Genomic DNA, 26,166 nt, shown 5'->3' with positions numbered 1-26,166 from the left:
AATCATCAGCCCTCCGCAAACCCGGCGAGGACGCAGACGCGCTGGATCGCCTGCGCCACGCCACCGCACATCTGCATGCCGCGGTAGACGGCGCGCTGGTCGGCGGCTTGACCCGGCGCGATCACCTTGCGCGGTACCTGCGCGCCATGCATGGACTGGCAGGCTGGCTCGACAGCGCGCCGCCGCCGCTGGTGCCGGCGGGGCTGTCTGCCTGGCGCGATCCGCAACGCGCGATCCTGGCGCGGGGCGATCTGCGCGCGTTGGGGCAGACCACCGCCGATGACGCGCTTCCACCACCAACGCCTGGCGAATGGATCGGGGGTTGCTACGTGATGGAAGGTTCGGCGCTGGGCGGGAGGCTCCTGCTCAGGCAGGCCGAATCCCTGCAGGCGCGACACCCTGAAGTTGCCGGAGCACTGAATTTCCTGCGCTACCACACGCGTGATCCTGCGCGCTGGCCGCGTCTGCTTGTCATCCTGCGGGCACTGCCCCGGTCCAGTTTCGACGAGGCGATCCGTGGAGCCCAGGCTGCCTTCTCCCTGACCCATCGACTACTGGCGGTCCTGGTACCCGCCTCCCCGGAGATCCAATGATCCAAGACCCCATCCTGCAGCGCGCGCTCGATGAGTGCATGCGCGAACCCATCCATCTGTCCGGGGCGATCCAGCCGCATGGCGTCCTGCTGGTGTATGAGCGCCACTCCAGCCGCATCGTCGCCGCATCGCAGAATGCGACTTCGCTTTTCGCGATGGACAGGCTGATCGACCTGCCGGTGTCCGATGTGCTGGATCCGGCTGCGGTCGCGGCGCTCGATGCCATGGTGCTCCGCGGGGAAACGCGGTCGTCGTCCCAGTTCATTGCCCAGGCCAACGTGGGCGAGTGGGGAAGCGTGCACGATGTGAGCGCGCACCTTGCCGGCACGCTGGTGCACGTGGAACTGGAGCCGGTGAGTACGCAGGCGGCAGGAGGGAGTAGTGCTTCCGGTGCCCATGCGATGGCCGCGGCGCTGGAGGGGATGTCGGCCGGCCACGATTTCTTCCAGGCCGTGGCGGAGCAGGTGCGCGAACTGGTTGGCTACGACCGGGTGATGGTCTACCGCTTCCTGCACGACCACTCCGGCGAGGTGATCGCCGAGGCCTGCGCGCAGGACATGTCGCCGTACCTGGGCCTGCGCTATCCCGCCTCCGACATTCCCGCCCAGGCGCGGGCGTTGTATCTGAGCAACCGCATCCGCGTGATCCCGGATGTCGGCTACGCGCCCGTCCCGGTGCTGCTGTCGCAGGCCCTCGACGGTCCGCTGGACATGAGCTACGACGTACTGCGCAGCGTGTCGCCCGTGCACGTCGAATATCTGCGGAACATGGGCATTGCAGCCTCGATGTCGGTTTCGCTGATCGTGGAAGGCCGGTTGTGGGGTCTGGTTGCCTGCCACCACCGCACTCCCCGGTTGGTGCCGGCGCGCCAGCGCACGGTGCTGGACATGTTTGGCCGCCACGTGTCCTTGATACTGGGTGCGCGCGACCTTCGCGAGTCGGGCGAACGCCTTGCGCAGGCGCGCGAATACTGCGACCGGCTGGAGGAGCGCCTGTCCGGCGTGGCGGACGCGGGCGAAGAACTGCGCGTTGCCGTCGCCAACCTGCGTGACGCGCTGCCGGGTGACGGCTGCGCACTGCTGTGGGGTGGGCGCTGGCTGGTGGGTGGCGTCGTGCCGGCACCGGAGGTGCTTGAGCAGGCTCTGACCTGGGCGCGCACGCACGCGGCGGGCCAGATGGCATGCACCGAGGTCGCATCGGACTGGCGAGACGCATCATCGCCCGCGGGCGATGGTTGCGGCGTCCTGGCCGTGCGCATGCCCAATGCCTGGATGACTGGCTGTTCGTGTTCCGGCGGGAGCAACGCGACCAGGTGCGCTGGGCGGGCCGCCCGGACCGCGCCTTCCAGCTCGACGCGAGCACCCTGCGCATTGGTCCGAGGACCAGCTTCGAAGCGTGGGACGAGCAGATCGCCGGCCTGGCGGTTCCGTGGACCGACGACGACCAGCGCATCGTCAATCGCGTGAGGCTGGTATTGCATCGTTACCTGCCCAGCTCACGCGCGAGCGTCCGCCATGCGCCCGAATCGGCGGTGCTGGAGTGGGATGTGCAGGATCAGGCGGCGCGCCTGCGGCGCCTGGCGGCACTGCTCGAAGACTCCGGCACGCCACTGGATCGCCGCCGGCTCGACCAGGTCGAGGAACTGCTGAGCGAACTGGAACAGGGCCTGGACACGATGAAGGCCTGAGATGCGGGATTCAGGTGGTGGCTTGCCCGCGCGCAGGTCAGCCGCCATCCCGCAGCATCGTGGCGAGCCGGTCCAGCAGCGGCGCCTGTGCAGGCAACAACCTGCGTTTGGCCTCGGCCAGGTCGAACCACTGCGCGCGGTCGACCTCCGGGAACTGCTGCATCTGCCCGCTGCGCGGCGGCCACTCAAGTTCGAACAAGTTGCTGTGCAGCTCCCGTGTATCGAAGTCGCCTTCCATCGCGAAGGCCTCGACCCACTTGCCGCTGCGCTGCCGGATCCGACCCAGCGGCCGGACGGGCTCCGTCGCCGGCGCGCCCATCTCTTCAGTGAACTCGCGCCGGGCGGCCGCCTCGGGCGCTTCTCCAGGCTCGACCTGTCCCTTCGGAATGGTCCAGGCGCCGGCATCGCGATGGCGCCAGAACGGACCGCCGGGGTGCGCCAGGAGCACTTCGATCTCCGCATCCCGGTGCCGGTACATCACGATGCCGGCACTGGTCTCAGGCATGGACGGGCTGGCTCGCGGTCCGTGACTAGCCGAGCCTGACTGACGGGACGGGTGGCGCAGCGTCCGGGGGCGGCGCCGGAGCTGCGTCGGACACGAGCGGCAACCACACCACGAACGTGCTGCCCTGGTCGTGTCCCGGGCTGTGTGCCTCCACGCGTCCGCCGTGCAGCGCCACCAGGCGCTGGACCAGGGTCAGGCCGATACCGAGTCCGCCCTGGGAACGTTCCAGGCTGTGGTCGGCCTGGGCAAACAGGTCGAACACGCGCGGCAGCATGCGCGGAGCGATGCCGATGCCGTCATCACGCACGCTGATGCGCGCCTGGCCGTCCTGCACGATCACCGTCAGGTCGACATGGCCGGAGGCGGGCGTGTACTTGGCGGCGTTGTTGAGCAGGTTGGCCACCACCTGCGCCAGGCGCGTGCGGTCGCCGTCGAGTTCGACGGGGAACGTGGGCAGTTCGACCGTGAGCGCGTGGCCCTGGGCCTCGATCAGCGGCCGCGCGATGTCCAGCGCGCTGTCGACAATGGCCTGCAGGTCCACGCGTTCACGCACCAGGGTGACCTTGTCGCGGGTGATGCGTGAGACGTCCAGCAGGTCGTCGACCAGGCGCATCAGGTGGCCCAGCTGGCGCTCCATGACCAGCTGGGTGCGTTCGACCATCACCGGATCCCGGGTCATGCGCAGGATGCTCAGACCATTGCGTAGCGGGGCCAGCGGGTTGCGCAATTCGTGGGCGAGGGTGGCGAGGAACTCGTCCTTGCGGCGATCGTGCTCACGCAGTTGCTCGTACAGGCGCGCGTTCTCCAGCGCCACCGAGGCGAACTGGGCCAGCTGCACGAGGATCGATTCGTCGCTCTCGGTGAACTCGCCTTCGCTGCGGTCCGACAACTGGACCGCACCCAGGTTCCGCCCGTCGAAGCCGACCAGGGGTGCGGCGAGCAGGCCGCGCAGGGGCAGGTGCGACCTTTCGCCGACTTCATCCTGGGCGACGTCGTAGCACGGATGCGCCAGCAGTTCGGCGTGGGTCAGCCGCAGGGGGCGGTTGGTCTCGCACACCAGCCGGTAGATGCCGCGGCCCGCGGACGGAGCGTCGCGGCCGCCATGCTCGGCGAGCTGCCCGGACAGCGACAGGCCCTGCATCACCGGCGATCCGTCCGGTCCCTGGCTCAGTCCGGTGACCGCCATGTGCGCGCCGATGATCTCCCGCGCCGCTTCGGAGGTGGTGGCCAACACGCTCTCGACGCTATCGCACGCATGGATGGCGCGCCCCGCCTGGGCCACGCGTCCCAGCAGCCGCGCCTGCGTGCGTTCGCCTTCCAGCAGGCGCGTGAGGAATTCCTGCTGGCGCTTGTGCACGCTCACGTCCAGCGTCACGCCGTCGAAGCGCGCAGGCGAGCCGTCAGCGGCGTAGGTGGCCCCGCCCAGGGCACGGATCCACTTGAACTCGTCCGAGACCGGGTCGCACGTGCGGTAGACGATGTCGTACGCCACGCGCTGGGCGATCGAGTCTTCGATTGCCTGGCGGGTGCGCTCGCGGTCGACGGGGTGCAGACGTGAATAGAACAGGTCAATGTCCACACGCTCGTCCGGGCCGACGAAAAAATGCTCGCGCACGCGGTCATCCCAGACCAGTTCGTCGAAGGGCAGGTCGCAGTAGAAGAAACCCACGCCCGAAAGCCGGACCGCGATGTCCAGACGCGCGCGGCTTTCGGCCAGGGCGCGATCGGCGCGTACGCGCGCGGTGACGTCACGGGTGAAGGCCAGCTGGTGATACCCGCCGCCTGCTGCGAGAAGCGGAACGCCCAAGGCTTCCATCGAACGCCGCGTGCCCCCGCGCCCGATGACCTCGAAGGCGAGCCCGCCTTCCTCGCCGCGGCACACGCGCTCGTTGAGGGACTGGAAGGCGGCCCGGTCTTCGGGAACCACCAGGTCGTAAACGCAGTGGCCCAGGACATCGGCGGCCGGTGCTTCCGCGACGCGAAGGCCGGCCGCATTCATGTGCAGCACGGTGCCTTCGGCGTCGAGCACGTTCACGGATTCCGGATTTGCCTCGACCATCGCCCGGTAGCGGTCTTCGCTGACGGCCAGGTCGCGCGCCACGCGTGCACGCTCGAGCGCTTCCCAGCAGCGGGCCACCACCAGCCGCATCAGGTCGATCTCCCCGGAAGTCCATTGGCGCGGGTGGCTCTGGTGCACGGCCATGGCGGCGGACAGGCGCCGGTCCTTGTGCAGTGGCACGCAGATCACCGCACGGATCTGCGTGGCGCGGTAGGCCGGCAGGTCGTCGGCACCGATGCGCGGGTCGGTGTCGGTGTCGGTGACCACGAAGGCTTCGCCCGCCAGCATCCTCTCCACGCAGGCGGTTCCGAAGGCTGCCATGTCCCAGCGGCCGACGATGCTGCGCATGTCGCCCACGGGGTGGTCGCCGTTGATGACGAAGACGCGTTCGCCTTCGACCTCCGCATACGCGCAGCGGTCCACCCCGAGGTGCTCGACGAGCAGCCGGGCGGTGGTGGACATCAGCAGCGCCGGATCGGTCAGCGGCTGGGTCGCCGTGGCCAGTTCGGCCAGGAACCGGTGGCGGGCGTCGCTCGCGCGCAGGGCCGCGTCGGCTTGTTGCCGTTCGATCGCCAGCGCCGCGGTCTGGGCCAGCACGCCCACCAGTTGCCGTTCGGCCTCGGTGGGCTCGCGCACCTGCCCGAAGTAGGTGCCGAAGGTGCCCAGCACGCGGCCGGTGGAGGAGAAGATCGGCATGGACCAGGCGCCGACCAGGCCCAGTGCGAGCGGCAGGTGGGCGAGGGCGGACCAGGCGGGGTCGTTGGCGATGTCGGGCGTCACCACGACGCGGCCGGTCGCCGCGGCCGCGGCGCAGGTGCCGATGTCGGCCGAGATCGGCACGCCGTCGACGGCACGGTTGTAGTGGTCCGGCAGGCTGGGCGCGGCGCCGCCGCGCAGGCAGCCGCAGTCGGCATCGACCAGCAGGATCGCGGCGTGGACCGGGCGGAGGGCTTCGGCTTCGACGATATGACATAGCGCCGCGAGGATGTCCTCCAGCGGGCTGCCGCGGACGATGGCTTCGAGCACCTCGCGCTGGCGTTCGAGCAGGGTGCGCGGGGACGCGGCTTCGCGGGTCGGTGCGGGCGCGAAGACGGGTGTGGACATGGCGATTCTCGCGTGCGGGCCGGAGGCCGCGCGCGATCCCCGACCCTGGGCATGTCCCGCGCGCGTAGCTGGGAGGACAGCAGTCTAGGCGACGCCGGCGCTGGCCCGTGAAGAAACCCTTCACGCGGGCGCGGGCTGTCGGCCGGCCGGGACAGGCGATCGCGGTCGCCGGACAGGCGATGTCGATTCTCGCCGGCCTGGTTCGTCGTTTCCACGAGTCCGGGCATCCCGCCCGGTCGATCCTGGAGACGACGATGCGATTTCTTTCAATGGTGCGGGTGAACGAGAATTGCAGCCTGCAGCCCAGCGAGCAGTTGATGGCCGACATGGGCCGCCTGATCGAGGAAATGAAGCAGGCGGGTGTCCTGCTGGATACCGCTGGCCTGCGCCCCACCGCCGAATCCGTCCGTGTGCGGCTGTCGGCTGGGCAGACGCGGGTGATCGACGGCCCGTTCGCCGAAACCAAGGAGGTCGTCGGCGGCTTCGCCATCCTCGAGGCGGCTTCGCGCGAGGAGGCCATCGCGCTCACCCATCGCTTCCTCCGCGTGCATGGCGACGAGTGGGAAATCGAATGCGAGGTGCGGCAGATGGAAGAAGCCTGCTGACGGGCAACCGTCAGCGCCGCCTGAGGCCGGCGTCCGGGTCGACCGGACGCGTCGCGGCATTGTCCGGCGCCCGCAGGGCCTGCAGTTGCGCGGCGTAGATCTCGCGCTCGGGCCCATGCGCGGCCGTGCGCGCGTGGGCGAGGGCGGCCTCCGCGCAACGCCGGTCGCCTGCGGCCAGGCAGGCCCTGGCCAACGCGGCGTGGAACCGGTGCTCGCCAGCGTGCAGGTGGATGGCGCGGCGGAAATGCGCGATTGCAAGTTTCAGCTCACCCTTGTGCTCGTATTCCAGCGCGAGCAGGAACTGGTGGAACGGATCGCGGCGCTGCACCTGCGCCAGGCGCCGGCGCAGCTGCGCCTCGCTGGCACGGTCGCCGATCCGGTGTGCCAGGCCCACGAAGTTGAACAGGGCGCCGGCGTTGTCCGGGTCGAGCTTGAGGGCCTGCGCATAGGCGCGCGCGGCATCCAGCCACTCGCCATTGCGGGCGTGGATCACGCCGGCGTTGCTCCAGTGGTCGGGCAGGTCCGGATACAGCTCGATGGCGCGGGCGCTGAAGGTGGCCGCGTTGCGCGGGTCACCATGGGCCAGCAGGGTGATGGCCATGTTGTTGTAGTAGTGCGAGAGCAGGCGCTCGCGCGGAATGGCGATGGGGGCGCTGCGCGAAACGATGTCGCTGCCGGATACGTCGACCACGACGGTGTCCCGCCCCGCGCGCACGACCGCATTGACGTGGCTGTTGCGGAAGACCGTGTTGTCCAGCTGGTACCAGGTGAGCGTCTGCTCGATTTCCTGGGCGTGCACATCGAGTCCCGCGCGCGGTGCCAGCGCCATGAAAACCAGGGTGAAGGTGAGGCAGTTGGCTTCCCGCTGGGCGTAGGCTTCCGCGATGGTGAGCGTGGCATCCTCGCGATACCGCAGGCCCAGGCCCTCTTCTCCGGTGAGGAAGGCGACCAGCCGGTCCAGCCGTTCCCGCGCTGGCGCACTGGGTGCCGGCAAGGCGGCGCGCAGCCGCGCGTCCAGTTCGGGCGGGATGGCCATGACGTCCGAGATCGACGGCACCGGTATCGGGATTGCCTGCGCAGGAGCCGTCGGTGCAACCGTCGGCGGCGCCTGCTGGACCGGTGGATCCTGCAGGGCAGGCGATGCGGTCGCCAAGGCCAGGGCGAGCAGCCAGCTCAGCATCGCGTGCCTCCCGTCGCGGCGGGCCGAGGGGAACAGTGTAGTCCTGCCCGGATGGCCGAGCTTGGCGGGACGCCGATGGCTCCCGCACAGCGCTCGGGGCGGCTGCGCGGCGCGCATGAATGGTGCTGGTCGGCGGGGATGGCGGCGGCCGGTGCCTTCCGGTTGTCGCCGCAAGCAGGCACGATGGCGGGCCACGTTCCGTCCACAGGCTAGTCGATGAAGGCCGCAGTCCTGTCCGCCGCCGACGCCGTCGAATTCCCCACCGCCGAGCGCTGCCACATCACCGAGTGGTCCAATACGGACGCTGACCCGGTCATGTCCATTGCCCGCGCACGCGTCGAACCGGGCGTGACCACGCGCTGGCATCGGGTGGTCGGCACGGTGGAGCGCTACGTGATTCTGGAAGGGCGCGGCCGGGTGGAGGCCGGCGAGCTTCCACCGCGCGAGGTGGGGCCTGGCGACGTCGTCCTGATTCCCGCCGGCTGCCCCCAGCGCATCGCCAACACCGGCCAGAGCGACCTGACGTTCCTGGCGATCTGCACCCCGCGCTTTCGACCGGGCCTGTACGAAGACCTCGAGGCGGATTCCACCCGCTGAGGCACCAGCGAGAAGAGGCACCCGGGATGACGCGAAACGATCCCCCCATCGATGCGGCCGCTCCCAGGCAACAGCCGGTCAGCGGTCCGGCCATCTTCCATCTGTCACTGCCCGTGCGCAGTCTCGATGCGTCGCGGGCCTTCTACTGCGACCTGCTCGGGGCGCCGCTGGGGCGCCAGTCGCCGGAGTGGATCGATGTGATGTTGTTCGGACACCAGCTCACGCTGCACGCCCGGCCGGAGGAAGTCGGCGAAGCGGATGAGCAGGGCGTGCGCCACTTCGGCGCCATCCTGTCGTGGATGGAGTGGCAGGCCCTGGCGGCGCGCCTGCGCGATGCCGGCGCTGCGTTCGCGGTGCCGCCTGCGACCGCTCATGGAGGCACTCCCGCCGAGCAGGCGAAGATGTTGCTGCGCGATCCCAGCGGCCACCTGCTGGAAATCAAGGCCTATCGCGACGTAGCGGCGGTGTTCGCCGGGCAGTCGCCGTAGCCGGCGCGTCCGGAACATCCGGAAATCACGCCCAGTTCGCCGGCAGGCCTCGGTGCACGGCCGTGGCTGCGATCGCCGCATGGCCCACGGCCACGCTGATCTGGTTGATCGCGCTGACCACGTCGCCCACGGCATACAGACCCGGCACCGACGTGCGCATGTGGGCATCGACGACCAGTTCGCCGTTCTCGTCGGTGCGCGCACCCAGGCCGGTGGCCAGGTGCGCCTGCGCCTGGGCGCCGAGCACTGGATACAGCGTATCGAAATGCTGGCGGCTGCCATCGGCAAACTCGGCTTCGCAGCCCTGGCCGGTGCAGGTCAGGCGCACAGGCCTGGGATGCAGGTGCACCTGGCTGTCCGCGGCCTCGCGCAGCAGTCGCGGGTCGGTCCACCCGCCGCCGCCGGCATCGAGCGCATGCACGCGGCGCGAAAAGGTGCGCAGGAACCGCGCATGACGCAGCGCCGTCTCGGGAGCGGCCATCACCGCGATGTCGTCGTCACGCGCCTCGTAGGCGTCGCAGATCGCGCACAGGCGCAGCGCACCGCAGGCGATCGCCGCTTCCGCGTCGGCGAGATCCGGAAGCCGGTCGACGATGCCGGTAGCCAGGATCACGCATTGCGCGTGCCACGCCTGCGCGCCCGCACTGGCCCGGAATCCGCCCTCGACGAGTTCCAGACGGTCCACCGTCGCCTCCACCATCGCCACCCCATGCTCCTGCGCATGCGTGCGGAAGCGCGCCAGCAGTTCGTTGCCGGCCACGCCGAAGGGGGAAGCCGGGCGCGTTGTGGCTGGCAGGAATCAGGCGCGCGCGGCTGAGGCCGGCGTCGACCAGGACTGGATGGCGCCGGTAACGCGCCAGATAGGTGGCGGCGGTGAGCCCGGCGGGACCACCGCCGATGACCAGGCACCCGATGGAGTCTGTGGAAGGCATGGGGGCGGGCTCGCGATCCGGAGGGATGATGGGGGCCGATCTGGGCGGACGATTCCGGCTAGGCTCCTCCATCGGCTGCCGTCGGCCGGTGAACTCCCCGCAGGTGACCCATGACCCCCAACCCCGATTACATCCGGGCCGTCCAGGACAGTGTCCATGGCGCGCCGTATCCCGCCCTGATCGGCATGCGCCTGGCCGAACTGGATTTCGACCGCTGCCGCATCGACCTGGACCTGGCCGAGCGCCACCTGCAGCCGTTCGGCATCGTCCATGGCGGCGTACTGGCCACGCTGCTGGACACGGCCACGTTCTGGGCGGGCTTCATGCGGTTGCCGGAGGATGCGGGGCTGGTCAACGTCGACCTCAAGCTCAACTACCTCAAGGCGGTCGCCGCAGGGCGCCTGCGCACGGTCGGGGAGTGCCTGCGCGCCGGTCGCCAGATCAGCTATGCCCAGGCCAGCGTGTTCGACGAGCAGGGCGACCTGGTCGCCCATGGCACGTCCACGCTGATGGCGCTGCCTGGCAAGGGCCTGCGCCTGGGCGTGCCCAAGTTCCTGGCCGCGTGAGCCACGCGGGGCTCATCGCGGCCGCACCTTCGGTCGACGTCAGGGCTGGGTGTGATTGCCCCCGGCATCGGTGCAGTTGTAGATGTCGTAGCTCGCACCCCAGCCGGTGATGACGTTGTCCTTGGCGATACCGGCTCCGTCGTTGCACAGGATGCCGCCGGCCATGGAGGCCTGCGCCGGAGAGGGGCCGGTGACCAGGTTGCCCACGTTCTTGACGTGCCCTGAGCCGCCGCTGTTGTAGATCCCGAAGACCTGCCCGCCGACCAGGCCCGAGATGCGGTTGCCGACGACGTTGCTGGATTCGCTGGCGGTGGTCTCCACACCCATCGCCCCGCCGCCCGGCGCGGCTGCGGTGAACACGCCGGCGACGGTATTCTCGATCACGTCGACATTGCCCTCGGTTGCGATGCCGCGCGGATACGTGGTGAACGGCGAGCCGCCGGAGTTCAGCACGAAATTGCGGCGGACCGTGCTGTTGTCGCCACCCACGTAGATGCCGACCGCCGTGTTGAGGTCCAGTCGGTTGTCTTCCACCACATGGCCGCCCGACGAGCCGGTGCCATCGCTCAACCGGATGCCGGTTTCGAAGCCACGCAGGGTGCAGTTGCGGATGGTGATGTTGAGCTTGCTCTGTGCGTAGATGCCCGTCGTGAGCGTGCTGCTGCCGGCGGCCAGTCCGCCGATCTTGTAGCCGTTGCAGTCCAGCGTCACGTTGTTGGCGTTGATCGAGATCGCCTGGCCGCTGGCGGCGGACGTGGACAGGTCCTGCTTCAGGCAATAGACGCCCTGCGTGCCGATCGAGGCCGGCAGCGTGGTGATGAAGCCGTTGCAGGTATCGAAGGTTTCCGCGTGGGCGGAAGGCATGGCAAGGAGCGACGCGCCGAACACGGCGCACGCGAACAGGCGATGGATCATGGAGTTCCCCGTGGGTGGCATCAGGCCGGACAGACAGGGTAACGCGATGTCGGTCCCCTCGCGGCCAGGGCGGGTGGCCTGACGTCCGGAGTGCGAGCAGCGGGAATCAGCTGCGGACGGCGTCCAGCGCGAGTTCCTTGTAGAGCAGGCGGACCTCGATCATGTTGCGCACCCGAAGCAGCAGCTCCTCGGCGTCGAAGGGCTTGCGCAGGAAGTCGCGGGCCCCTCGCTTGAGCGCCTCCATCCGGTGTCCGGCGCTGCCGGTGATGGCCAGCACCGGCAGGTAGCTGTCGCGTTCGAGTTCCTTGAGCGCTTCCATCACCTGGAAGCCGTCCATCCCGGGCATCTGCACGTCCAGCAGGATCAGGTCGAAGTCGTACGACCGATGCAGCTCGCGCACGTCCTGCGGCACCGTGGTCATGGTGACGGCGTGGTAGCCGTGCGTGGTGAGCAGCTGGGACAGGGTCTGGGCCGCATCGGCGTCGTCGTCGACCACCAGGATGCGCGCGGCGAGGATGTCAGTGGCGTCGATCATGGCGGCGTCCAGTCCAGCTATTTGTTGGACCTTCGGCGCGACCGGGTGAAGCCGGCATGAAATCGGGCAGGGATGTCGCCGGCCCGGAGGCTCGTAGAATGACCGCCCGGCGACCCGTCGTGCGTTCGGCCGCGAGGCCCTGGCGATCCGGTCCGGCCATTCCCCTTGGACCTTGCTACAAGGATCGAACCCCATGCTGACGGGCAGCTGCCTCTGCGGCGCGGTGCGCTATGAGATTCACGGCGAACTCGGGCCGGCGTTCTTCTGTCATTGCATCCGCTGCCGCAAGGCGAGCGGTACGGCATTCGCCAGCAATGCCGTCGTCGCCGAAGCGGATTTCACCGTCACCGCCGGCGAGGAGCTGCTGCGGACCTACACCGCCGACACCGGGCTGAGCCGGCGCTTCTGCGGCCAGTGCGGGTCGCCGCTGACCAGCAGCCGCCCCGGCCTGCCGCAGGTGCGCGTGCGCCTGGGGACGCTGGATACGCCGGTGGTGCGGGGTCCGCAGGCGCACATCTTCACTGCGTACAAGGCCGACTGGTTCGACATCCTCGACGACCGGGTGCAATACCCGGAGCGCCCGCCGGCCTGACGTGGCGCCCGCGCATCCGGTGCGCGTCCTTGTTTGGAGAGAAGCCCGGGCACGTGCGCGACGGCGCCGGTGCGCCTAAGCTCGTGCCAGGGAACGGAAGCCCGGTGTGCACGCAGGTCGTGCGGTGTTTTCGATCCCGCAGCCCGTCGCGATCGCGGCGGCCATTGGCGACACATCATCACAAGGAAGGACACCGTGAACAAGACCACCGCAACGGCCGGACAGCCGACACTGGATCCCACCCTCACCCTGGCGCTGGCCGTGGCCTCCCGGGCGGCCTACGACTACTACAGCGGCGGGCCGGTCATCCCGCCGCCCGGCTACGTCATGGTCGATGGATGGACCGGCTGGGACACCTTCCTCCTCGGCGGCTCGGAGGAGAAGTACGGCGTCGTGTTCCAGTCCATCACGCAGCCGGGTACCTGCATCTTCGCGTTCCGCGGCACGGACTCGGACCTCGACGCCTGGGAGGACGCCCACTTCCTCACCGAGCCGTTCGTGCCCACCAGCGGTTCGATCGGCCCGACGCCCTACGTGTCCACCGGCTTCTACAGCATCTACGACGACCGCGGCGGCAGCATGGCCGCGTCGATGCGCCAGCAGCTGTTCGCACTGCTGGCCAAGTACCAGCCGACACAGCTGTATGTCACCGGCCACAGCCTGGGCGCCGCGCTGTGCCAGCTGTTCTCGCTGGACGTGGCGGTCAGCCAGCCCCAATCGACGCAGCAGAACATCAACTTCGCCAGCCCGATGGTGGGCACCGACAGCTGGCAGTCCGCCTATGAAGCCACCATCGCCGCCGCCGACAGTGTCCGCGTCTACAACTACTGGGACTACGTGCCCTCGCTGCCGCCCGCGGCGTTCGGCTACCGCACCGTGGGCTGCGGTTTCGCCACGGCGTTCTACGTCAAGGGCGAGTGGTTCCCGCACGAGCTGTCGCGCCACTCGATCGTGAACCTCACCACCGTGCTCACCAACGCGCTCCCGCTGGAACCGCAGCAGTGGGTGGGTACGTTCCCCGATTACGTGGATCCGGCCTGGACGATGGAAAGCCTGGTGCCGCCGGCCGGGACCGACGTGCGCTGGGTCGAGAAACTGCGCGAACACATGGACTACGAGCGCTCGCTGCGCCAGACCGCGACGGCCAGAACGCCGGCCTGATCGGGCTCGTCCGCCTCCGGCTCCGGCCGGAGGCGGCCTTTGCGCGCCGGCCGGCTTCACCGCGCATTCGGCGCCGCGGGCCGACACTGCCATCGCCCGAGTGTGGAGGCGCGCGCATGGCCCGAGCAGACAAGGTTACGCACAAGACCCGGAACGGCTGGAAGACCTGTCCGCGCGGGCACAAGTACCGGGGCGAGGGCCCGTGTCCCAAGTGCTGGCCCGGGCGGGTGGCGGGCAAGACCCGCTAGCGCTCAGGTGCCCGGGACGGGCCGTCCGCTGCCCTCGAAGTCCGACGACCCATCCCCCGAACCGTCGTCGTCGTCTTCCGGCCCGCGCCACCAGACCACACCGTCCGCGGGCGAGGTCGGTTCATCCTCCTGTGCCTGCACCGACTCCACGCGTCGGCCGGGGCTTCCCGATTTCCATGCGTCAAGCAGGTCCTCGACGTCGCCGCGTGATGCGGCCGCCATGCCCAGGCTCCGCAGGGCGTCCCACGCGTCCGTGGACCGCTCGTGCGTGTGCGGGAAGCCGTGGCTGCAGCGCAGGCACAGGTGGCGAACCGATTCGGTCCAGTCCTCGATGGCCACCACGCCGGGGCGGGGCAGGGCCAACAGCGAGCCCATGTCGTCGGGCGATGGACACTCGATGAAGACCGTGAAGGTGGCGCAGGGCGAACGCGCCAGCAGTTCGAGCATGTTGAAGACCGGCACGACCTGCTCGCCATAGTCGCGCTGCCCCGTGCACGCCCCGTCGTGCAGGACGACATCGCCGCAGCGCAGGCCGCTCTCAGGCAGCGGTACGTTGAGCACCTGTGCCCGCACTACGTCGACGCGGCGCGCGAAAAGCGTCTCGCCATGGCTCCATGGGTTGAGCCGGATGCCGACGATGCCGAAGTCGTCCTCGACCGGGCCTTCCCCCGGGGGCAACGCGATGCCGCAGGCCTCCCACTGCGCGCGTGCCTGCGCCCAGTCACCCAGTGCCGTGGCCGCGATGCCGGCGTTCCAGTGCGAGGATTCATCGAACGCCCCACGCAACTCGAGCGAGCGCAGGTTGTGCTCGAGGCAGGCCGGCCAGTCGCGCAGGTACTTGTGCGCCAGGGCCAGCATGTAGTGGTAGTGCGGCGAAGTCGGATCGCGTTCGATGAGCGAGGTGAACAGGTCCCGGGCCTCGCACAGCTGTCCTGCGTCGAATGCGTCGTACGCACGCTCGTGCAGGGCCTGGAATCGGGCCGTGTCGTCTTGCATCGAAGGCATCCCCTGAAAGACGGCCATTGTGCCTCAGGCTTCCGGACGCACTTCACGCCGGCGTGGCACCGCCTCGTCCAGCGTCGCCGAATGACTGGCGCCCCAGCTTCTCCCAGGCCGGCCCGCGTGCGCATCGGCTGCGCGGGGTGGTCGCTCGCCAGCGCGCATGCCCCGCTGTTCGGCGAGGGCGACAGCCACCTGGCCCGCTACGCGACGCGATTGAACGCGGTGGAGATCAACTCCTCTTTCTACCGCCCGCACCGTCGGCAGACCTACGAGAAATGGGCCGCAAGCGTGCCGCGCGATTTCCGCTTCAGCGTGAAGCTTCCCAAGGCGATCACCCACGAGTCGGCGCTGCGGCGCAGCGGCGATGCGCTGTCGGCCTTCGCCGACCAGGTGCGCGGGCTGGGATCTCGCCTGGGAGGCGTGCTTGTGCAGCTGCCGCCAAGCCTGGCCTTCCAGGCGCGGGTCGCCGACACTTTCTTCGCGATGCTTCGCCGCCGGCTGGCCGTGCCGGTGGCCTGTGAGCCGCGCCACGCGAGCTGGTTCTCGCCGGCGGCGGATGCCACGTGGGCCCGACACGATGTCGCCCGCGTCGCCGCCGATCCGCCGCCGGTTCCTCCGGCGCACGTGCCGGGCGGCACCCGCCGCTGGTCCTACTGGCGCTGGCATGGCTCCCCGCGCATGTACTACAGCGCGTATGACGACGAGCGCCTGGACGCTCTGGCAGGGGAGGTGAGGGCGGCCGCGGGTGCGCGACGGCAAGCCTGGTGCATCTTCGACAACACCGCCCACGGACACGCCGTCGAGGACGCGTTGCGTTTGCTGGAGCGGTTGTCCGGCGCACGATGACCCGCGGTCCGGCCGCGCATCGGAAGCCTGCTTTCACATGCCCGCCGCGAGTGCTCATGCACGGTCTGTGCATGCCGAAACGTTCCCGATCCCACGGCCGCACCTTCCCGGCCCGCGCGGCCGATGCGGCCCTCGCGCGCAAGCCGCGTACCGCAAAGCCGGTCGAATCCGGGGCAACTTCCCGGAGCACGAAGGCCCGGGCCGGAAAGACGGAAGGCAAGCCGGCGAAGGACGCGGTGGAGGTCGTCGCCGAAAAGCTGGACCCCACCCGTCCCACGGCGACACGCGAGCGCAGCGGCGCGTCCACGCGGCGCCCGGCGATCGAGGCGTTCATCCGGCGCGCGCAGGGGAGCCTGCCGGCGGCCCTGCTGCGCCGCTTCATCGACGTGGACCTGATGTCGCAGGCCGCAGCGCTTGCGCTGTACGCGATCCTGTCGCTGGCACCGCTGCTGCTCATCCTGGTGTGGCTCACCAGCGCGATGATGCCCGGCGCGCAGGACGGCCTGATGGAGCAGATCGCGCAGCTGCTTGGCCGCGACGCCGAAGACGTGGCCCGCACCATCGTCGCCAACGCCAGCACCCAGCCCGACACGGGATCCATTGCCGGCTGGTGGAGCATGGTCCTGCTGGCCGTCGGCGCCACGGCGGTATTCGCGCAGTTGCAGGACGTGCTGAACAAGATCTTCCGCACCGACGCCACGCGGCTGCCCGGCGCAATGGCCTGGCTTCGCAAGCGTGTGTTCTCGCTCGGACTGGTGTTCGCGCTGGGTTTCCTCCTGCTGGTGTCGATGACCATCAACACCGTCCTGCAGCTGGCCTTCGCCCGTGTGGAGTGGATCCTGCCGGTGATGGCCAGCGTGGCGACCTTGGATGGTCTACGCGCTGGGGTTCGCCCTGATGTACCACTACCTGCCGGACCGCCCGGTGGGCTGGCGCCGCGCGATCGGCGGGGGCGCGGCGACGGCGGTGCTGTTCGTGCTGGGGCGCGCCGCGATCGGCTGGTACCTGGAGCGTTCCGACCCCGGCTCCGCGTATGGCTCGATGGGCACGCTCGTGCTTGCGCTGGTGTGGATCTATTACGCGGCGCTGACCGTCTTCACCGGGGCCCTGCTGACGGCCGTCGTCGACGAGCGCAACCGGTCGAAAAAAGACGGCAAAACAGCACGCAAAAGCTGACTGGGGAAAAATCGCAATCACTCAGGGACCCTTCGCATCGCTGAACGGGTCATCGCAATGAACGCGCTGCAAAAGTTGGGATGCAGATCGTTTCACGCCGCCATCACCTTGTTAGACTTGCACGCGACGTTTGTCGGGCGGGTGCGATCCACGCGGCTGCAGACGTGAGCCGAAGCCCACTCGTTCCAGGAATACGCCGTGCGTCCCGAGATCCTTATCGTCCTTGTCCTGGCCGCCGTCTGCGCCGCCGTTGCCGTCGTCGCCATGGGCAGTTTCGAACCGCTCCCGTTGTTCGCCGGCCTGATCGCCGTGGGTGTATGGCGCAGCTGGCGCGCATCGCGCGAAACCGCCGACAGCAAGGCGTTCTGACCTACCCGGCCGACGCCTGTCGGCCCGGCACTCACCGGCGCATCGCGCCGCAGGTTCCAGCGCTCCGGGACAAGCCCGGTGGAACACCGTGCCCTGCACGCCGGGCGCGCTAGGATCGTGCTTTCCGGATGCGGCCGCGCGTCGCATCGCTGATGCGGAGGTGACGGCATGCGATCCGTCCTCGCGATCACCAGGATTCGGCTCCGTCCGGCGGCCGGGGTGGCCGCGCTGCTCGCGGCGCTGGCTTCGGCGTCACTGGCCGCACGCACAGACGATTCGGCTCCCCTCGCACGCGATCTCGCCGATCCGCTGTCCGCCTCCGATCATCTGGCGTTGCAGCTGGACTGGGACGAGCAGCTCGGCGGTTTCGACGAGGGCCAGCGGCGCACGGTGACGGGGCGTTCGCACTTCGTCTTCGCCCCTGCCGGTGGCAGCCGCCTGGTGTGGCGGCTGGAACTGCCCTACATCCGCCAGCAGGGACTCCCGCTGGCCGGCAGCACGGATCCGGATGCGAGCGGCGGGGGGGGACCTTTCCACGTCCTTCCTGTACGTGCCTGCCGCTTTGCGTGACCGCGCGTTCCAATGGGGCATCGGGCTCGCCGCGCGGCTGCCGACCGCGTCGCGCGATGGGCTGGGCCAGGAAGACGGTGCGTTGGGTCCGGCCGTCGCCGCCCGTTGGGTGGGCAAGCGCTGGTCGACCGGTTTGCAGCTGCTGCATGAACAGGCGCTGGGCGGCGAGGGCACCGCCGATGTCACGCGCGTGCAACCCTTCGTTGTGCGCGACCTGGGGGCGGCCTGGAGCATGGGCGCGGAGGCCGACGCACGTTACGACTGGGAGCGCCACAGCCTGAAGGGCCCACTGACGGTGTACCTGCGTCGCGCACGAGGCACGTGGGCCTTCGAGGCCGGCGCGCGATACTGGCCCGATGGGCCGACCCCGGAGCCCGAGTGGGGCCTGCGCATTGGCGCGACGTGGGTGTTCGAGTAACCGCCGGGCGCTCACCCGGCGGCGAGTATCATTTCCGCCCCCGATGGAAGGAGAACGGCCATGGCCACCGGTTGGGCAGGCGACGGCGCCGTCCAGGACCAGATCGACGCGACCATCAAGGACGCGATCCAGCGTGCGCGCAGCCAGTTGCCCCAGGGCCCCGGGCTGACGCACTGCGAAGAGTGCGATTGCGAGATCCCGCCGGCGCGCCGGCAGGCGGTGCCCGGCGTCCGCCTGTGCGTGTCGTGCCAGGAGGCACGCGACCAGGAACAGGGAGCCAGCAGCGGCTACAACCGTCGCGGCAGCAAGGACAGCCAGCTGCGCTGAGGCCTTCCGCGCAGCCCGCGCTCACGCGGACCGCGGTCAACGCGGCCGGCGCCTGGGCCCCGGCGCCACGCGATGCAGGCTTCAATCGTCGTTGACGATCGTCCCCACGGCCTGGCTGTCGAAGACGCTGGCGCCGCTGGCCTGGCTCAGGCGTACCACGAACGTTTCGTTGGCTTCAGACACCGTATCGCCGTTGATGACCACCGCGAAGTTGCGCGAGGTCTGCCCGGCCGGGATGGTCTCGCCGGTGAGCATCCGCGCCACGTAATCGCTGCCCAGGCCCGCGGTGCCATTGGCGGTGGCGATGGTGTAGGTAACCGGAACGGTGGCAGCCTGCGCCAGGCTCACGGTGAAGACGACCTGCTTGCTCCCCGACGCGCCCTCGGTTGCCGAAACGTCGGCAATCGACAGCCGGGGGCCGTCATCGTTGAGCAGCACGCCGTAGGCCGTGCCATCCAGGATGCTCGCGCCCGTGGCCTGGGTGAGGTTCACGACGAAGGCCTCGTTGGCCTCCACCGCCGTATCGCCGTTCACGGTCACCGTGAACGTCCGCGACGTCTGCCCGGCCGGAATGGTTTCGCCGGTGAGGCTGCGGCCCACGAAGTCGCTGCCGATCACCGCCGAACTGCTGGCGGTCGCGATGGAATAGGTCACCGGCACGGTCGCCGCCTGCGCGAGCTGCACGGTGAAGGTCACCTGCCTGCTGCCCGAGTTGCCCTCGGCGAAGGAGATGTCGGCGATGGACAGCCGCGGACCGTCGTCGTTGACCAGCGTGGCGACGGCCCGCCCGTCGTAGATGGTGGCGCCGGTGGCGGCGGTGAGGTTGACGTAGAACACCTCGTTGGTTTCCACGGCGGTGTCGCCGCCGACCGTGATCGAGAAAGCGCGCGAGGTCTGACCGGCGGGAATGGTCTCGCCGGTCAGGTTGCGGACCAGGAAGTCGTTGCCGCCGATGGCCGATCCGTTCGACGTGCTGATGTCGTAGGACACCGGCCCGGGGGCCGGCTGCGAAAGGCTGACCAGGAAGTTGACCTGGTACTGGCCGTTGTTGCCCTCCACCACGGTCAGGTCCGCCACCGACAGCGTGGGGCCATCGTCGTTGAACACCGTGCCGACCGCCTGGCCGTCGGCGATGTAGGCGCCACTGGGCGCGGACAGGTTCACCAGCAGGGTTTCGTTGGGTTCGGCCTGGGTGTCGCCATTGACGGTCACCGCGAAGCTGCGGGTGGTCTGCCCGGCGGGGATCGTCTCACCCGCCAGGCTGCGCGCGACGTAGTCCGTGCCGGCCACCGCGCTGCCGTTGGCCGTGGCGATCGTGTAGCTGACGGCGGTGGTCGCCGGACGGGACAGGCGCACGGTGAAGTTCATCACGCGCGTGCCGCTGTTGCCCTCGGTGATGGAGGCGTTGTCGATGTAGAGCGACGGCGGCATCGCGGACACCGTGAGCGTCGTGGTGCGGGTGACGCCGGCGTAGGTTGCCGACAGCGTGCCGCTGGCGCTGGTGGTCGACGCCACGGTGGTGATCGGGAAGGTGGCCGAGGTCGCGCCTGCCGCGACGGTGACGCTGGCGGGCACGCTGAAAGCCGGGCTGGCGTCAGCCAGGGTGACCTGTGCGCCGCCGGCCGGCGCGGCGCTGCCGAGCGTGACGGTGCCGGTCGCGGTCTGGCCACCGACGACGGGATTCGGGCTCGCGCTCACCGCGTTGAGCGTGACCGCCGCGGGCTTCCAGCCCAACTGCACCACTTCGAAATCGCTCGCGCTGAGCGTGCTGAAGGCCGGGTTGAGGATGCCGTTGTCCCAGCGCACGTCGAAGGTGCCGGAGATGTACATGTCCGTGCCGTTGTCGGCCACGATCAGCCCGTACTTCTGCATCGCGCGGAAGATCTTGCGGGCGACCGGGTCGGTGGTGCGCAGCGCCGGATCGCTGCCGTTGACGCTGCTTTTCAAGCGCAGCCGCGCACCCATTGGCAGCGCGCCGGACGTGCTGCCGGCGCGATGCGAGGCGGGATAGACGTAGCCATTGGTGGCGCGCACGGTGACTCGGAACGCATGGGTGATCTCGGTGACGGCAGGATTGGCCGCCTCGTCGTAGCGCACCAGTCCGGGGAAGATCGCCAGGCCCGCGGCGTCCGCGGAAGTCCAGGTATCGGGGCGGCGCTCGTTGGTGTCCAGGTCGAAGAAGGCGCCCGAGCCGGCATACCAGCGCTGCTCGGCCGTCGAATACCACACGTTGTACAGCTCGTAGAGATGGCGGTTGGTGCAGTCGACCATCAGGATGTGGCGGTCGTTGTCGTCACGCTGGTCGACTGTGCCCGGGGCGCCGCCCTCGATCCAGTGCGCCTGCGAGATCGCCTGCGCGGGCACCGGGTAGAAGGGCACGCCCTCCCCGGTGTCGTAGTCGACGCCGTCGCTCTCGTCCCAGTAGTCGAACGTCACGGCCTGCTTGGGCTGGTTGCCGTCCACGATCACGGACGGGAATCCGTACACCTCCTGGCTGCCCGTTTCCGCCTCGCCGCCGAAATCCGGGTGCAGGCGACGGGTGCCGCCGTTGTTGATGTAGGCGATGTAGCTGGCCGAGTTGCCGTCGACGGGGGCGCTGCGGATGTCCGTGTTCCACCAGTTGTCGGCGGGAAACAGTCCCGTGGGCGCAGGGGCGCCCTGCGCCGGCACCGTGCCGGGGCATTGCTGCGCCGCGACGGGCAGGGTGGTCAGCAGGCTGCAGGCCAGCAGCAGGCGGGCGAAGATGTGCATGGGGATCCCCGGAGCGGCGTCATGCCTTCGGCGATGCTCCGGCCCGCGCGGCGGGTGCGTCAATCAACGGCGCGGCGCGATGACGGCTGGGTCACAGTTTCAGCAGGGCGATTCCCGGGTCTGCCCCGTTTGCCAACGTGACGGCAGCCTTGCGGGGCGGTCTGGCCGGATTCGCGGCGCAACATGCGAGCACAGCGCGCACAGGCATGGCGCGCAGCCGCTTTCGCAAGCGCGGGCACCGCAGCGGTCCACGGCAGTTGCGATGCTGACGCCTTCAACCCGCGCGGGGCTTCCCGGCAGTGTTCCTTGCGCCGGCTTTCTCGGCGCGACGCGCGCGCCTCAGGATGCGCAGCGCGGCCTGCTCCCATTGGCGTGCACCGCGCGCGTTGCGCGTGGCGGCGGCAAGTTCGTCGGCCAGCCACGCGTCGAACACCGCCGGGTCGATGTACGCCTTCCGGCATACGGCGGGCGTGTTCGACAACGCCCGCGCGACCTGGGCGATGACCTCGTTGCGCACGCGGGTGATTTCGCGTTCGTCGGGGGAGCTGTCCTTGCGCACCGGCACGGGCTGGGCCGCGAGCAGTTTCAGTGCCTCCAGCGTGGCGCCCCAGGTGCGGAAATCCTTGGCGGTGAAATCCTCGCCCGTCGCCTCGCGCAGGTAGGTGTTTACCTCGTCGGAGTCGACAGGTTGCAGTGCGCCGTCGTCGTCGCGGTACTGGAACAGGTGCTGTCCCGGCAACTGCTGGCAGCGTCGGACCAGCTTCGCCAGACGACGGTCGTCGAGCACGGCTTCGTGGGTCACGCCACCCTTGCCGCGGAAACTCAGCCGCGCGCCACCACCGCGCAGGAAGGCGATGTGCCGGTTGCGCAGCGTGGTCAGGCCGTAGGACTTGTTGCCGCGCGCGTACTCGTCGTTGCCCACGCGCACCAGCGTGTCGGCCATCACTGCCACCACCATCGCCAGCACCTTCTGTCGCCCCAGGCCCTCGCGCGCCAGGTCGGTGCGCATCGTCCGGCGCAGGCGGGGCAGGGCGGCGCCGAATGCGGTGATGCGGTCGAACTTGCGCGTGTCGCGCACCTCGCGCCAGCGCGGGTGATAGCGGTACTGCTTGCGGCCGCGCGCATCGCGACCCGTCGCCTGCAGGTGGCCGTTGGCGCGCGGGCAGATCCATACCTCGCGGTAGGCCGGTGGAATGGCGAGGCCGCGGATGCGCGCCAGCACCGCGGCATCGCGCACTGCGCGGCCACGGGCGTCGACATAGCGGAAGCCACGGCCCGAACGCAACCGGCGCAGCCCGGGTTCGGCGTCGCTGACGTAGACCAGGCCGCCCTCTCGCGCCGACGCCACGGCGGTGGCGTCGGGTGCGGTGGGCGGTGGGGGTGATTGGCGGGCAGGCATCGGCGCAGCATCCTCAGCGGCGCGTCAACACCACGGGATGACGCGCGGGTTCACCCGGTCTTCGCAGCGCAGGGGCACGATGCCCCATGCCTTCAGCCCCCCGTGTCACCCATGCGTCCCCATTTGCCACGATGACCCCGCACACCGACATCGGAAACGTGTCCGGAGGCAACGGCGCTCATGGACAAGCCGAGGACGCCCGCTCGTACGCGGTGCTGTTCGACGCCGACGGCCGCGACGAGCAGGTGCCGCTGCGCGGCCTGGACCTGGGGGAATTGGGGGAGCGCCAGCTGGTCTGGGTCGACCTGGAGAGCAGTGGCAACGGCGACGCCGCCGGGCGCCTGCGTACGCTGGGGCTGGAGGAAGCGGCGCGGATCCTGTGCGAGCACGAAAGGGAAAGCCGGCCGCGGCTGCAGAACTTCGGCGACTGGTTCCTGGTGCAGGTCGTGGCGGTTTCCCATTCCGGCGAACTTCGGTTCGACAGCCAGCAGCTGACGGTCGTGATCGGCCAGAACTTCGTCGTCACGATCCATCCCGAGCCGCTGCCCTTCCTCACCCAGTTGCACGAGCGCGAGCGGGGCGACACCCAGCTGGGCGTGCTCAGCGCCGAAAGCTTCACCGTGTCGCTGCTGGACTGGCAGTTGACGACCTACTTCGATGCCGTCGCCGACCTGGAAGGCGCGGTGGACCAGCTGGAAGTGCAGATGCTCACGCGCCGGCTGCGCGGCGAGCAGCACCTGCCCCAGCTGGCCCAGCTGCGACGTGGCGCCTCGCGGCTGCGGCGCATGCTCGCCCCTCACAGGGCGGTGTTCGGCGCGATGGCGCGGCCGGATTTCCGGCCGGATCCGAAGGGCGCCAACGACAAGCAGTTCCGTGGACTCAACGATCGCTTCGAACGCAGCCTGGACGCGGTGGAGAACGCGCGCGAACTGGTCATCGGCACCTTCGAGCTGTTCGCCACGCGCACCGCGCAGCGCACCAACGAGACCATGCGCGTGCTGACATTCGTCACCGTGCTGCTGGGCACGCTGTCGGTCATGGCCGGCGTGCTGGGCATGAACTTCCAGGTCCCGATGTTCGAATCCGGCCAGCAGGGCTTCTTCGCGGCGATCGCCGGGATGCTGTTGCTGGTCGTCGTCGCCGTGGGCGTGGCGCGCTGGCGCCACTGGCTGTGAGGCGTCCGGGGAGAGAAGATATCCCCGGGGAAAAAAGAGGGTGCGCGAGGCGGGGGTTACCCGCCCCGCGCGGAGGCAGCGTGCCGGTCGGGGAGAGACCGGGTGACGACTGCCTCAAAGCTTCAGCGAGCCGCCTTCGATGACGGGCTTGCCGTCCAGGGTGACCGTGCTGCCGGGCAGGTGGAGAACGAGGCTGTAAGCCACCGCGTTGTCGCCGCCTGCCCACATGTTGTTGCCCGTGCCCAGCGTGATCGTGCCCGCCGGGACCCAGGTGCCGACGGCGTTGTCCGCCGGCAGCACGATGTTCGGATTGATGCCCAGGTCCAGGAAGGCCAGCTGGTCCTTGCGCGCGTCGTCGACCGCGTCGTACTGCGCCTTGAAGTCCGCGAACCCGGGACCGGAACCGGTCATGGCGGTGACCTTGCCGTCGGCCAGGGTCAGGGTGAGGTTGTCGATCTGCTTGCCGCGGAAGAACATGCGGCTGCTGACCAGCTTGCCCTTGGCCGTGCCCGGTACCGGCGTCGTGTAGACCTCGCCGGCGGGCAGGTACACCGATGCGGCGGCGCCGCCGGCGGCCATGTCCTGCGCCGAAATGATGCCGTCACTGACCAGGACCGGACGTCCCGCCACGCCGACGGTCAGGTCGGTGCCGTTGGGATGGGTCACGTGGACTTCCTTGCCACCGGCGAGCGCGGTCTTGACCTGCTCGCCGCGCGCCTGCAGCTGGCTGTAGTCCAGGTTCACGCCGTTCCAGAACATCTGCGTGAGCGCGTCCTCGGCCAGGCCGTAGCGCTGGGCGCGCCACGCGGCGGGGTAGAGGTTGTTGCCCACCTCGATGGTGCGCACGTTGTTCTTGAGGAAGGCCTGGCCCACCGGCTCGTTGGCCTTGCCACGCGCAGCCATGCGCTTGGGGTCGGCGCCTTCGAACAGGTTTTCGCTGGTGCCGTTCTGCAGGATGATGTTGGCGTCGATCATCTCCGCCAGCTTCAGGCCCAGCGCGTTGGCCTGCGTGTCGTACTTGTCGGGGACATCGAAGAACAGGCGCTTGTCGAGGCGGTCGCTGCTGTACTCGACGAACGGGAAGCCGCCGGCGCGCCGCACTTCGACGGCGATGTTCTCCATCAGTTCGGCGTCGCGCGCCTGCCCGGAAATGAGGACGACCTCGCCCTCCTTGACGGCGGCGCTCTGGGTGACCAGCCGCTGCGCGAGCTGTTCCAGGTCGGTGGCCGGCTTGGCGGCGGGCGTCGCGGCCGCAGGCGCAGCATCAGCCGCGGGCGTTGCGGCCTGCGGTGTGCTCGCGTCCTTGGGCGCGTCGTAATCGCTGCGATTGCAGCCCGAGGTGAGCAGCAGGCCGAGGATCGCCACGGAGAGCGCGGCGCGGGAATGGGACGGTGTCATGGGGGACTCCCCGACGGGGACGGGACATTCGGTTCAACGCAGCCCACCGGCCTGATGCGGCCACCGTTCGTCGGCGCGGCTCGGCTGTGTCCTTGGGCGTCCGCCCGTGGTTTCCATTCAGTCGTCGCCAGTGCCCACTCGTCCGGAATTCCCCGGCGCGCCGCGAGCCGGCGTTATCGTCGCGGCGGGGGAGCACGCAACACCGGCCAGGCCTTGATCGGGGCAGGGCGACTTCGAGTGTTGCGCGCCGGCAGGAACACCAGGGGACTATTGCGATGCCTGATTCAGCCGTGGATCGTCGTGTTCGGCGCGAAGAGCGTCCCGAACTGCTGCGGTGGATCGCCCTTGCGCGCTCGCTGGCGGCGACGCTGGATTGCCTGGAGCGCCCGCTGCTGCTCGTCGAGCCTGGCCCCGTGCTGCGCGTGTGGCATGCCAATGCCGCGGCGCGCGAGCAACTGGCCGATGGCGAGGCCCTGCACATGCGTGATGGCCTGTTGCATGCCAGCGGCGAACTCAACGCGGCCGCGCTAAACCGCGCCCTGCAGGCGGTCATGGCGCAGTCTGCGACGTCGCGCACCGTCCTGCCCGTGCAACTGCGGGCGGGGATGACGACGGTGGCGGTGCGGCTGCAGCGCCTGGACTTCGGCGCGAGCGCCGACCTTCCCGTCGCCGACGTGCTGCTGGTGGACGTGCAACCGCAGGCCTGCCCGAAGCGCACCGTACAGCGCCTGCGGGATGGCTTCGGCCTGACGCCGCGCGAAGCCGAGTGCGCCCTGGGCCTCTACACCATCGGCTCGCTGGAAGCGGTGGCGCGTTGCACCGGCCGCTCGATCCATACCGTGCGCACGCAGCTCAAGGCGGCGATGCAGAAGACGTCCACCCACACACCCAGGCGGGCCTGGTGGCCCTGGTGGCGCGTCAGCTGGAACGGTGAGCCTCACCCATGTGGGTGATGCGCGCCTCGACAG

At 69.6% G+C, this 26,166-nt stretch carries 26 protein-coding genes and 4 pseudogenes; 18 read left to right on the top strand and 12 right to left on the bottom strand.

Annotated features, from left to right (window positions below):
- Nucleotides 1-5: 5 nt before the first annotated feature.
- Complete coding sequence (locus I8J32_RS14105) at nt 6-152, bottom strand: hypothetical protein (RefSeq protein ID WP_207526634.1); 147 nt, start codon at nt 150-152, stop codon at nt 6-8.
- Between I8J32_RS14105 and I8J32_RS14100 the strand changes: the two genes are divergently transcribed.
- The 4 genes and pseudogenes from I8J32_RS14100 to I8J32_RS14090 all read left to right on the top strand — a co-directional run bounded on the left by I8J32_RS14100 (nt 147) and on the right by I8J32_RS14090 (nt 2,280).
- Complete coding sequence (locus I8J32_RS14100; RefSeq protein ID WP_207526633.1) at nt 147-593, top strand: biliverdin-producing heme oxygenase; 447 nt, start codon at nt 147-149, stop codon at nt 591-593. The genes I8J32_RS14105 and I8J32_RS14100 overlap by 6 nt on opposite strands.
- Nucleotides 590-1,804 (top strand): annotated as a pseudogene (locus tag I8J32_RS14095) (GAF domain-containing protein); the annotation flags it as partial. The gene I8J32_RS14100 and the pseudogene I8J32_RS14095, both read left to right, overlap by 4 nt.
- Nucleotides 1,774-2,016, top strand: a pseudogene (locus I8J32_RS18140) (hypothetical protein); the annotation flags it as partial. The pseudogenes I8J32_RS14095 and I8J32_RS18140, both read left to right, overlap by 31 nt.
- A 39-nt stretch (nt 2,017-2,055) precedes the next feature.
- Complete coding sequence (locus tag I8J32_RS14090) at nt 2,056-2,280, top strand: hypothetical protein (RefSeq protein WP_200615808.1); 225 nt, start codon at nt 2,056-2,058, stop codon at nt 2,278-2,280.
- 37 nt (nt 2,281-2,317) lie between these two features.
- Here I8J32_RS14090 and I8J32_RS14085 read toward each other — a convergent pair whose 3' ends face one another.
- Both I8J32_RS14085 and I8J32_RS14080 read right to left on the bottom strand, forming a co-directional pair.
- Nucleotides 2,318-2,785 (bottom strand): NUDIX domain-containing protein, encoded by a 468-nt coding sequence (locus I8J32_RS14085; RefSeq protein WP_200615695.1) that lies wholly within the window; start codon nt 2,783-2,785, stop codon nt 2,318-2,320.
- Between the two features lie 25 nt (nt 2,786-2,810).
- Nucleotides 2,811-5,948 (bottom strand): GAF domain-containing protein, encoded by a 3,138-nt coding sequence (locus I8J32_RS14080; protein WP_200615694.1) that lies wholly within the window; start codon nt 5,946-5,948, stop codon nt 2,811-2,813.
- Between the two features lie 179 nt (nt 5,949-6,127).
- Here I8J32_RS14080 and I8J32_RS14075 point away from each other — a divergent pair, with 179 nt between their 5' ends.
- Nucleotides 6,128-6,553, top strand: a complete 426-nt coding sequence (locus I8J32_RS14075; RefSeq protein WP_245156340.1) for a YciI family protein — start codon at nt 6,128-6,130, stop codon at nt 6,551-6,553.
- 10 nt (nt 6,554-6,563) lie between these two features.
- On the opposite strand, the gene I8J32_RS14070 is transcribed toward I8J32_RS14075, so the two are convergent.
- On the bottom strand, nt 6,564-7,733 hold the full coding sequence (locus tag I8J32_RS14070) for a tetratricopeptide repeat protein (protein ID WP_200615692.1): 1,170 nt from the start codon (nt 7,731-7,733) through the stop codon (nt 6,564-6,566).
- A 216-nt stretch (nt 7,734-7,949) separates the two neighbouring features.
- Between I8J32_RS14070 and I8J32_RS14065 the strand changes: the two genes are divergently transcribed.
- Together I8J32_RS14065 and I8J32_RS14060 are read left to right on the top strand one after the other, a co-directional pair.
- On the top strand, nt 7,950-8,330 hold the full coding sequence (locus I8J32_RS14065; RefSeq protein ID WP_200615691.1) for a cupin domain-containing protein: 381 nt from the start codon (nt 7,950-7,952) through the stop codon (nt 8,328-8,330).
- A 26-nt stretch (nt 8,331-8,356) separates the two neighbouring features.
- Nucleotides 8,357-8,818: a VOC family protein gene (locus tag I8J32_RS14060; RefSeq protein ID WP_200615690.1), complete on the top strand. Its 462-nt coding sequence runs from the start codon at nt 8,357-8,359 to the stop codon at nt 8,816-8,818.
- A gap of 25 nt (nt 8,819-8,843) precedes the next feature.
- On the opposite strand, the gene I8J32_RS14055 is transcribed toward I8J32_RS14060, so the two are convergent.
- Both I8J32_RS14055 and I8J32_RS18135 read right to left on the bottom strand, forming a co-directional pair.
- Nucleotides 8,844-9,578, bottom strand: a complete 735-nt coding sequence (locus I8J32_RS14055; protein WP_207526632.1) for an NAD(P)/FAD-dependent oxidoreductase — start codon at nt 9,576-9,578, stop codon at nt 8,844-8,846.
- A 97-nt stretch (nt 9,579-9,675) separates the two neighbouring features.
- Nucleotides 9,676-9,750, bottom strand: a pseudogene (locus I8J32_RS18135) (hypothetical protein); the annotation flags it as partial.
- 110 nt (nt 9,751-9,860) lie between these two features.
- On the opposite strand from I8J32_RS18135, the gene I8J32_RS14050 reads away from it, so the two are divergent.
- Nucleotides 9,861-10,316 (top strand): PaaI family thioesterase, encoded by a 456-nt coding sequence (locus I8J32_RS14050; protein ID WP_200615688.1) that lies wholly within the window; start codon nt 9,861-9,863, stop codon nt 10,314-10,316.
- 39 nt (nt 10,317-10,355) lie between these two features.
- Here the strand turns inward: I8J32_RS14050 and I8J32_RS14045 are convergent, their stop codons facing one another.
- Entirely contained in the window at nt 10,356-11,231 is an 876-nt protein-coding gene (locus tag I8J32_RS14045) for a NosD domain-containing protein (protein WP_200615687.1), read from the bottom strand.
- A 106-nt stretch (nt 11,232-11,337) separates the two neighbouring features.
- A complete protein-coding gene (locus tag I8J32_RS14040) occupies nt 11,338-11,766 on the bottom strand; it encodes a response regulator (RefSeq protein WP_200615686.1) in 429 nt (142 codons plus the stop codon).
- 193 nt (nt 11,767-11,959) lie between these two features.
- Here I8J32_RS14040 and I8J32_RS14035 point away from each other — a divergent pair, with 193 nt between their 5' ends.
- Entirely contained in the window at nt 11,960-12,358 is a 399-nt protein-coding gene (locus tag I8J32_RS14035; protein WP_200615685.1) for a GFA family protein, read from the top strand.
- Nucleotides 12,359-12,553: 195 nt separating this feature from the next.
- A complete protein-coding gene (locus I8J32_RS14030) occupies nt 12,554-13,519 on the top strand; it encodes a lipase family protein (RefSeq protein ID WP_200615684.1) in 966 nt (321 codons plus the stop codon).
- 251 nt (nt 13,520-13,770) lie between these two features.
- On the opposite strand, the gene I8J32_RS14025 is transcribed toward I8J32_RS14030, so the two are convergent.
- Entirely contained in the window at nt 13,771-14,763 is a 993-nt protein-coding gene (locus I8J32_RS14025; protein ID WP_200615683.1) for a tetratricopeptide repeat protein, read from the bottom strand.
- Nucleotides 14,764-14,853: 90 nt separating this feature from the next.
- On the opposite strand from I8J32_RS14025, the gene I8J32_RS14020 reads away from it, so the two are divergent.
- The 6 genes and pseudogenes from I8J32_RS14020 (at nt 14,854) to I8J32_RS13995 (ending at nt 18,475) form a co-directional block, all read left to right on the top strand.
- Nucleotides 14,854-15,615: a DUF72 domain-containing protein gene (locus tag I8J32_RS14020; RefSeq protein WP_200615682.1), complete on the top strand. Its 762-nt coding sequence runs from the start codon at nt 14,854-14,856 to the stop codon at nt 15,613-15,615.
- Between the two features lie 71 nt (nt 15,616-15,686).
- Nucleotides 15,687-16,791: pseudogene (locus tag I8J32_RS18200) on the top strand (YihY/virulence factor BrkB family protein).
- Nucleotides 16,792-16,989: 198 nt separating this feature from the next.
- The gene (locus I8J32_RS14010; RefSeq protein WP_200615680.1) at nt 16,990-17,160 is read left to right on the top strand and encodes a hypothetical protein; all 171 of its coding nucleotides are present in this window, start codon (nt 16,990-16,992) and stop codon (nt 17,158-17,160) included.
- A 168-nt stretch (nt 17,161-17,328) separates the two neighbouring features.
- Nucleotides 17,329-17,730, top strand: a complete 402-nt coding sequence (locus I8J32_RS14005) for a hypothetical protein (RefSeq protein ID WP_207526631.1) — start codon at nt 17,329-17,331, stop codon at nt 17,728-17,730.
- A complete protein-coding gene (locus I8J32_RS14000) occupies nt 17,711-18,148 on the top strand; it encodes a hypothetical protein (RefSeq protein ID WP_207526630.1) in 438 nt (145 codons plus the stop codon). The genes I8J32_RS14005 and I8J32_RS14000 overlap by 20 nt, the downstream gene beginning before the upstream one ends.
- Nucleotides 18,149-18,208: 60 nt before the next feature.
- A complete protein-coding gene (locus I8J32_RS13995; protein WP_200615678.1) occupies nt 18,209-18,475 on the top strand; it encodes a DksA/TraR family C4-type zinc finger protein in 267 nt (88 codons plus the stop codon).
- A gap of 81 nt (nt 18,476-18,556) precedes the next feature.
- Here I8J32_RS13995 and I8J32_RS13990 read toward each other — a convergent pair whose 3' ends face one another.
- A complete protein-coding gene (locus I8J32_RS13990) occupies nt 18,557-21,226 on the bottom strand; it encodes a Calx-beta domain-containing protein (RefSeq protein WP_200615677.1) in 2,670 nt (889 codons plus the stop codon).
- Nucleotides 21,227-21,500: 274 nt separating this feature from the next.
- Nucleotides 21,501-22,625 carry a DNA topoisomerase IB gene (locus I8J32_RS13985; protein WP_200615676.1) on the bottom strand — a complete coding sequence of 375 codons (1,125 nt, stop codon included), beginning with the start codon at nt 22,623-22,625 and terminating at the stop codon, nt 21,501-21,503.
- Between the two features lie 131 nt (nt 22,626-22,756).
- On the opposite strand from I8J32_RS13985, the gene I8J32_RS13980 reads away from it, so the two are divergent.
- Nucleotides 22,757-23,800 (top strand): magnesium transporter CorA family protein, encoded by a 1,044-nt coding sequence (locus I8J32_RS13980; RefSeq protein ID WP_200615675.1) that lies wholly within the window; start codon nt 22,757-22,759, stop codon nt 23,798-23,800.
- A gap of 114 nt (nt 23,801-23,914) precedes the next feature.
- Here the strand turns inward: I8J32_RS13980 and I8J32_RS13975 are convergent, their stop codons facing one another.
- Entirely contained in the window at nt 23,915-25,198 is a 1,284-nt protein-coding gene (locus I8J32_RS13975) for an aminopeptidase (RefSeq protein WP_200615674.1), read from the bottom strand.
- Nucleotides 25,199-25,488: 290 nt separating this feature from the next.
- On the opposite strand from I8J32_RS13975, the gene I8J32_RS13970 reads away from it, so the two are divergent.
- Nucleotides 25,489-26,151: a helix-turn-helix transcriptional regulator gene (locus tag I8J32_RS13970; protein ID WP_207526629.1), complete on the top strand. Its 663-nt coding sequence runs from the start codon at nt 25,489-25,491 to the stop codon at nt 26,149-26,151.
- The last annotated feature ends 15 nt before the right edge of the window (nt 26,152-26,166 follow it).

Source organism: Lysobacter solisilvae (assembly GCF_016613535.2).
GTDB lineage: Bacteria > Pseudomonadota > Gammaproteobacteria > Xanthomonadales > Xanthomonadaceae > Agrilutibacter > Agrilutibacter solisilvae.
This window is presented reverse-complemented; position numbering and strand designations above follow the sequence as displayed.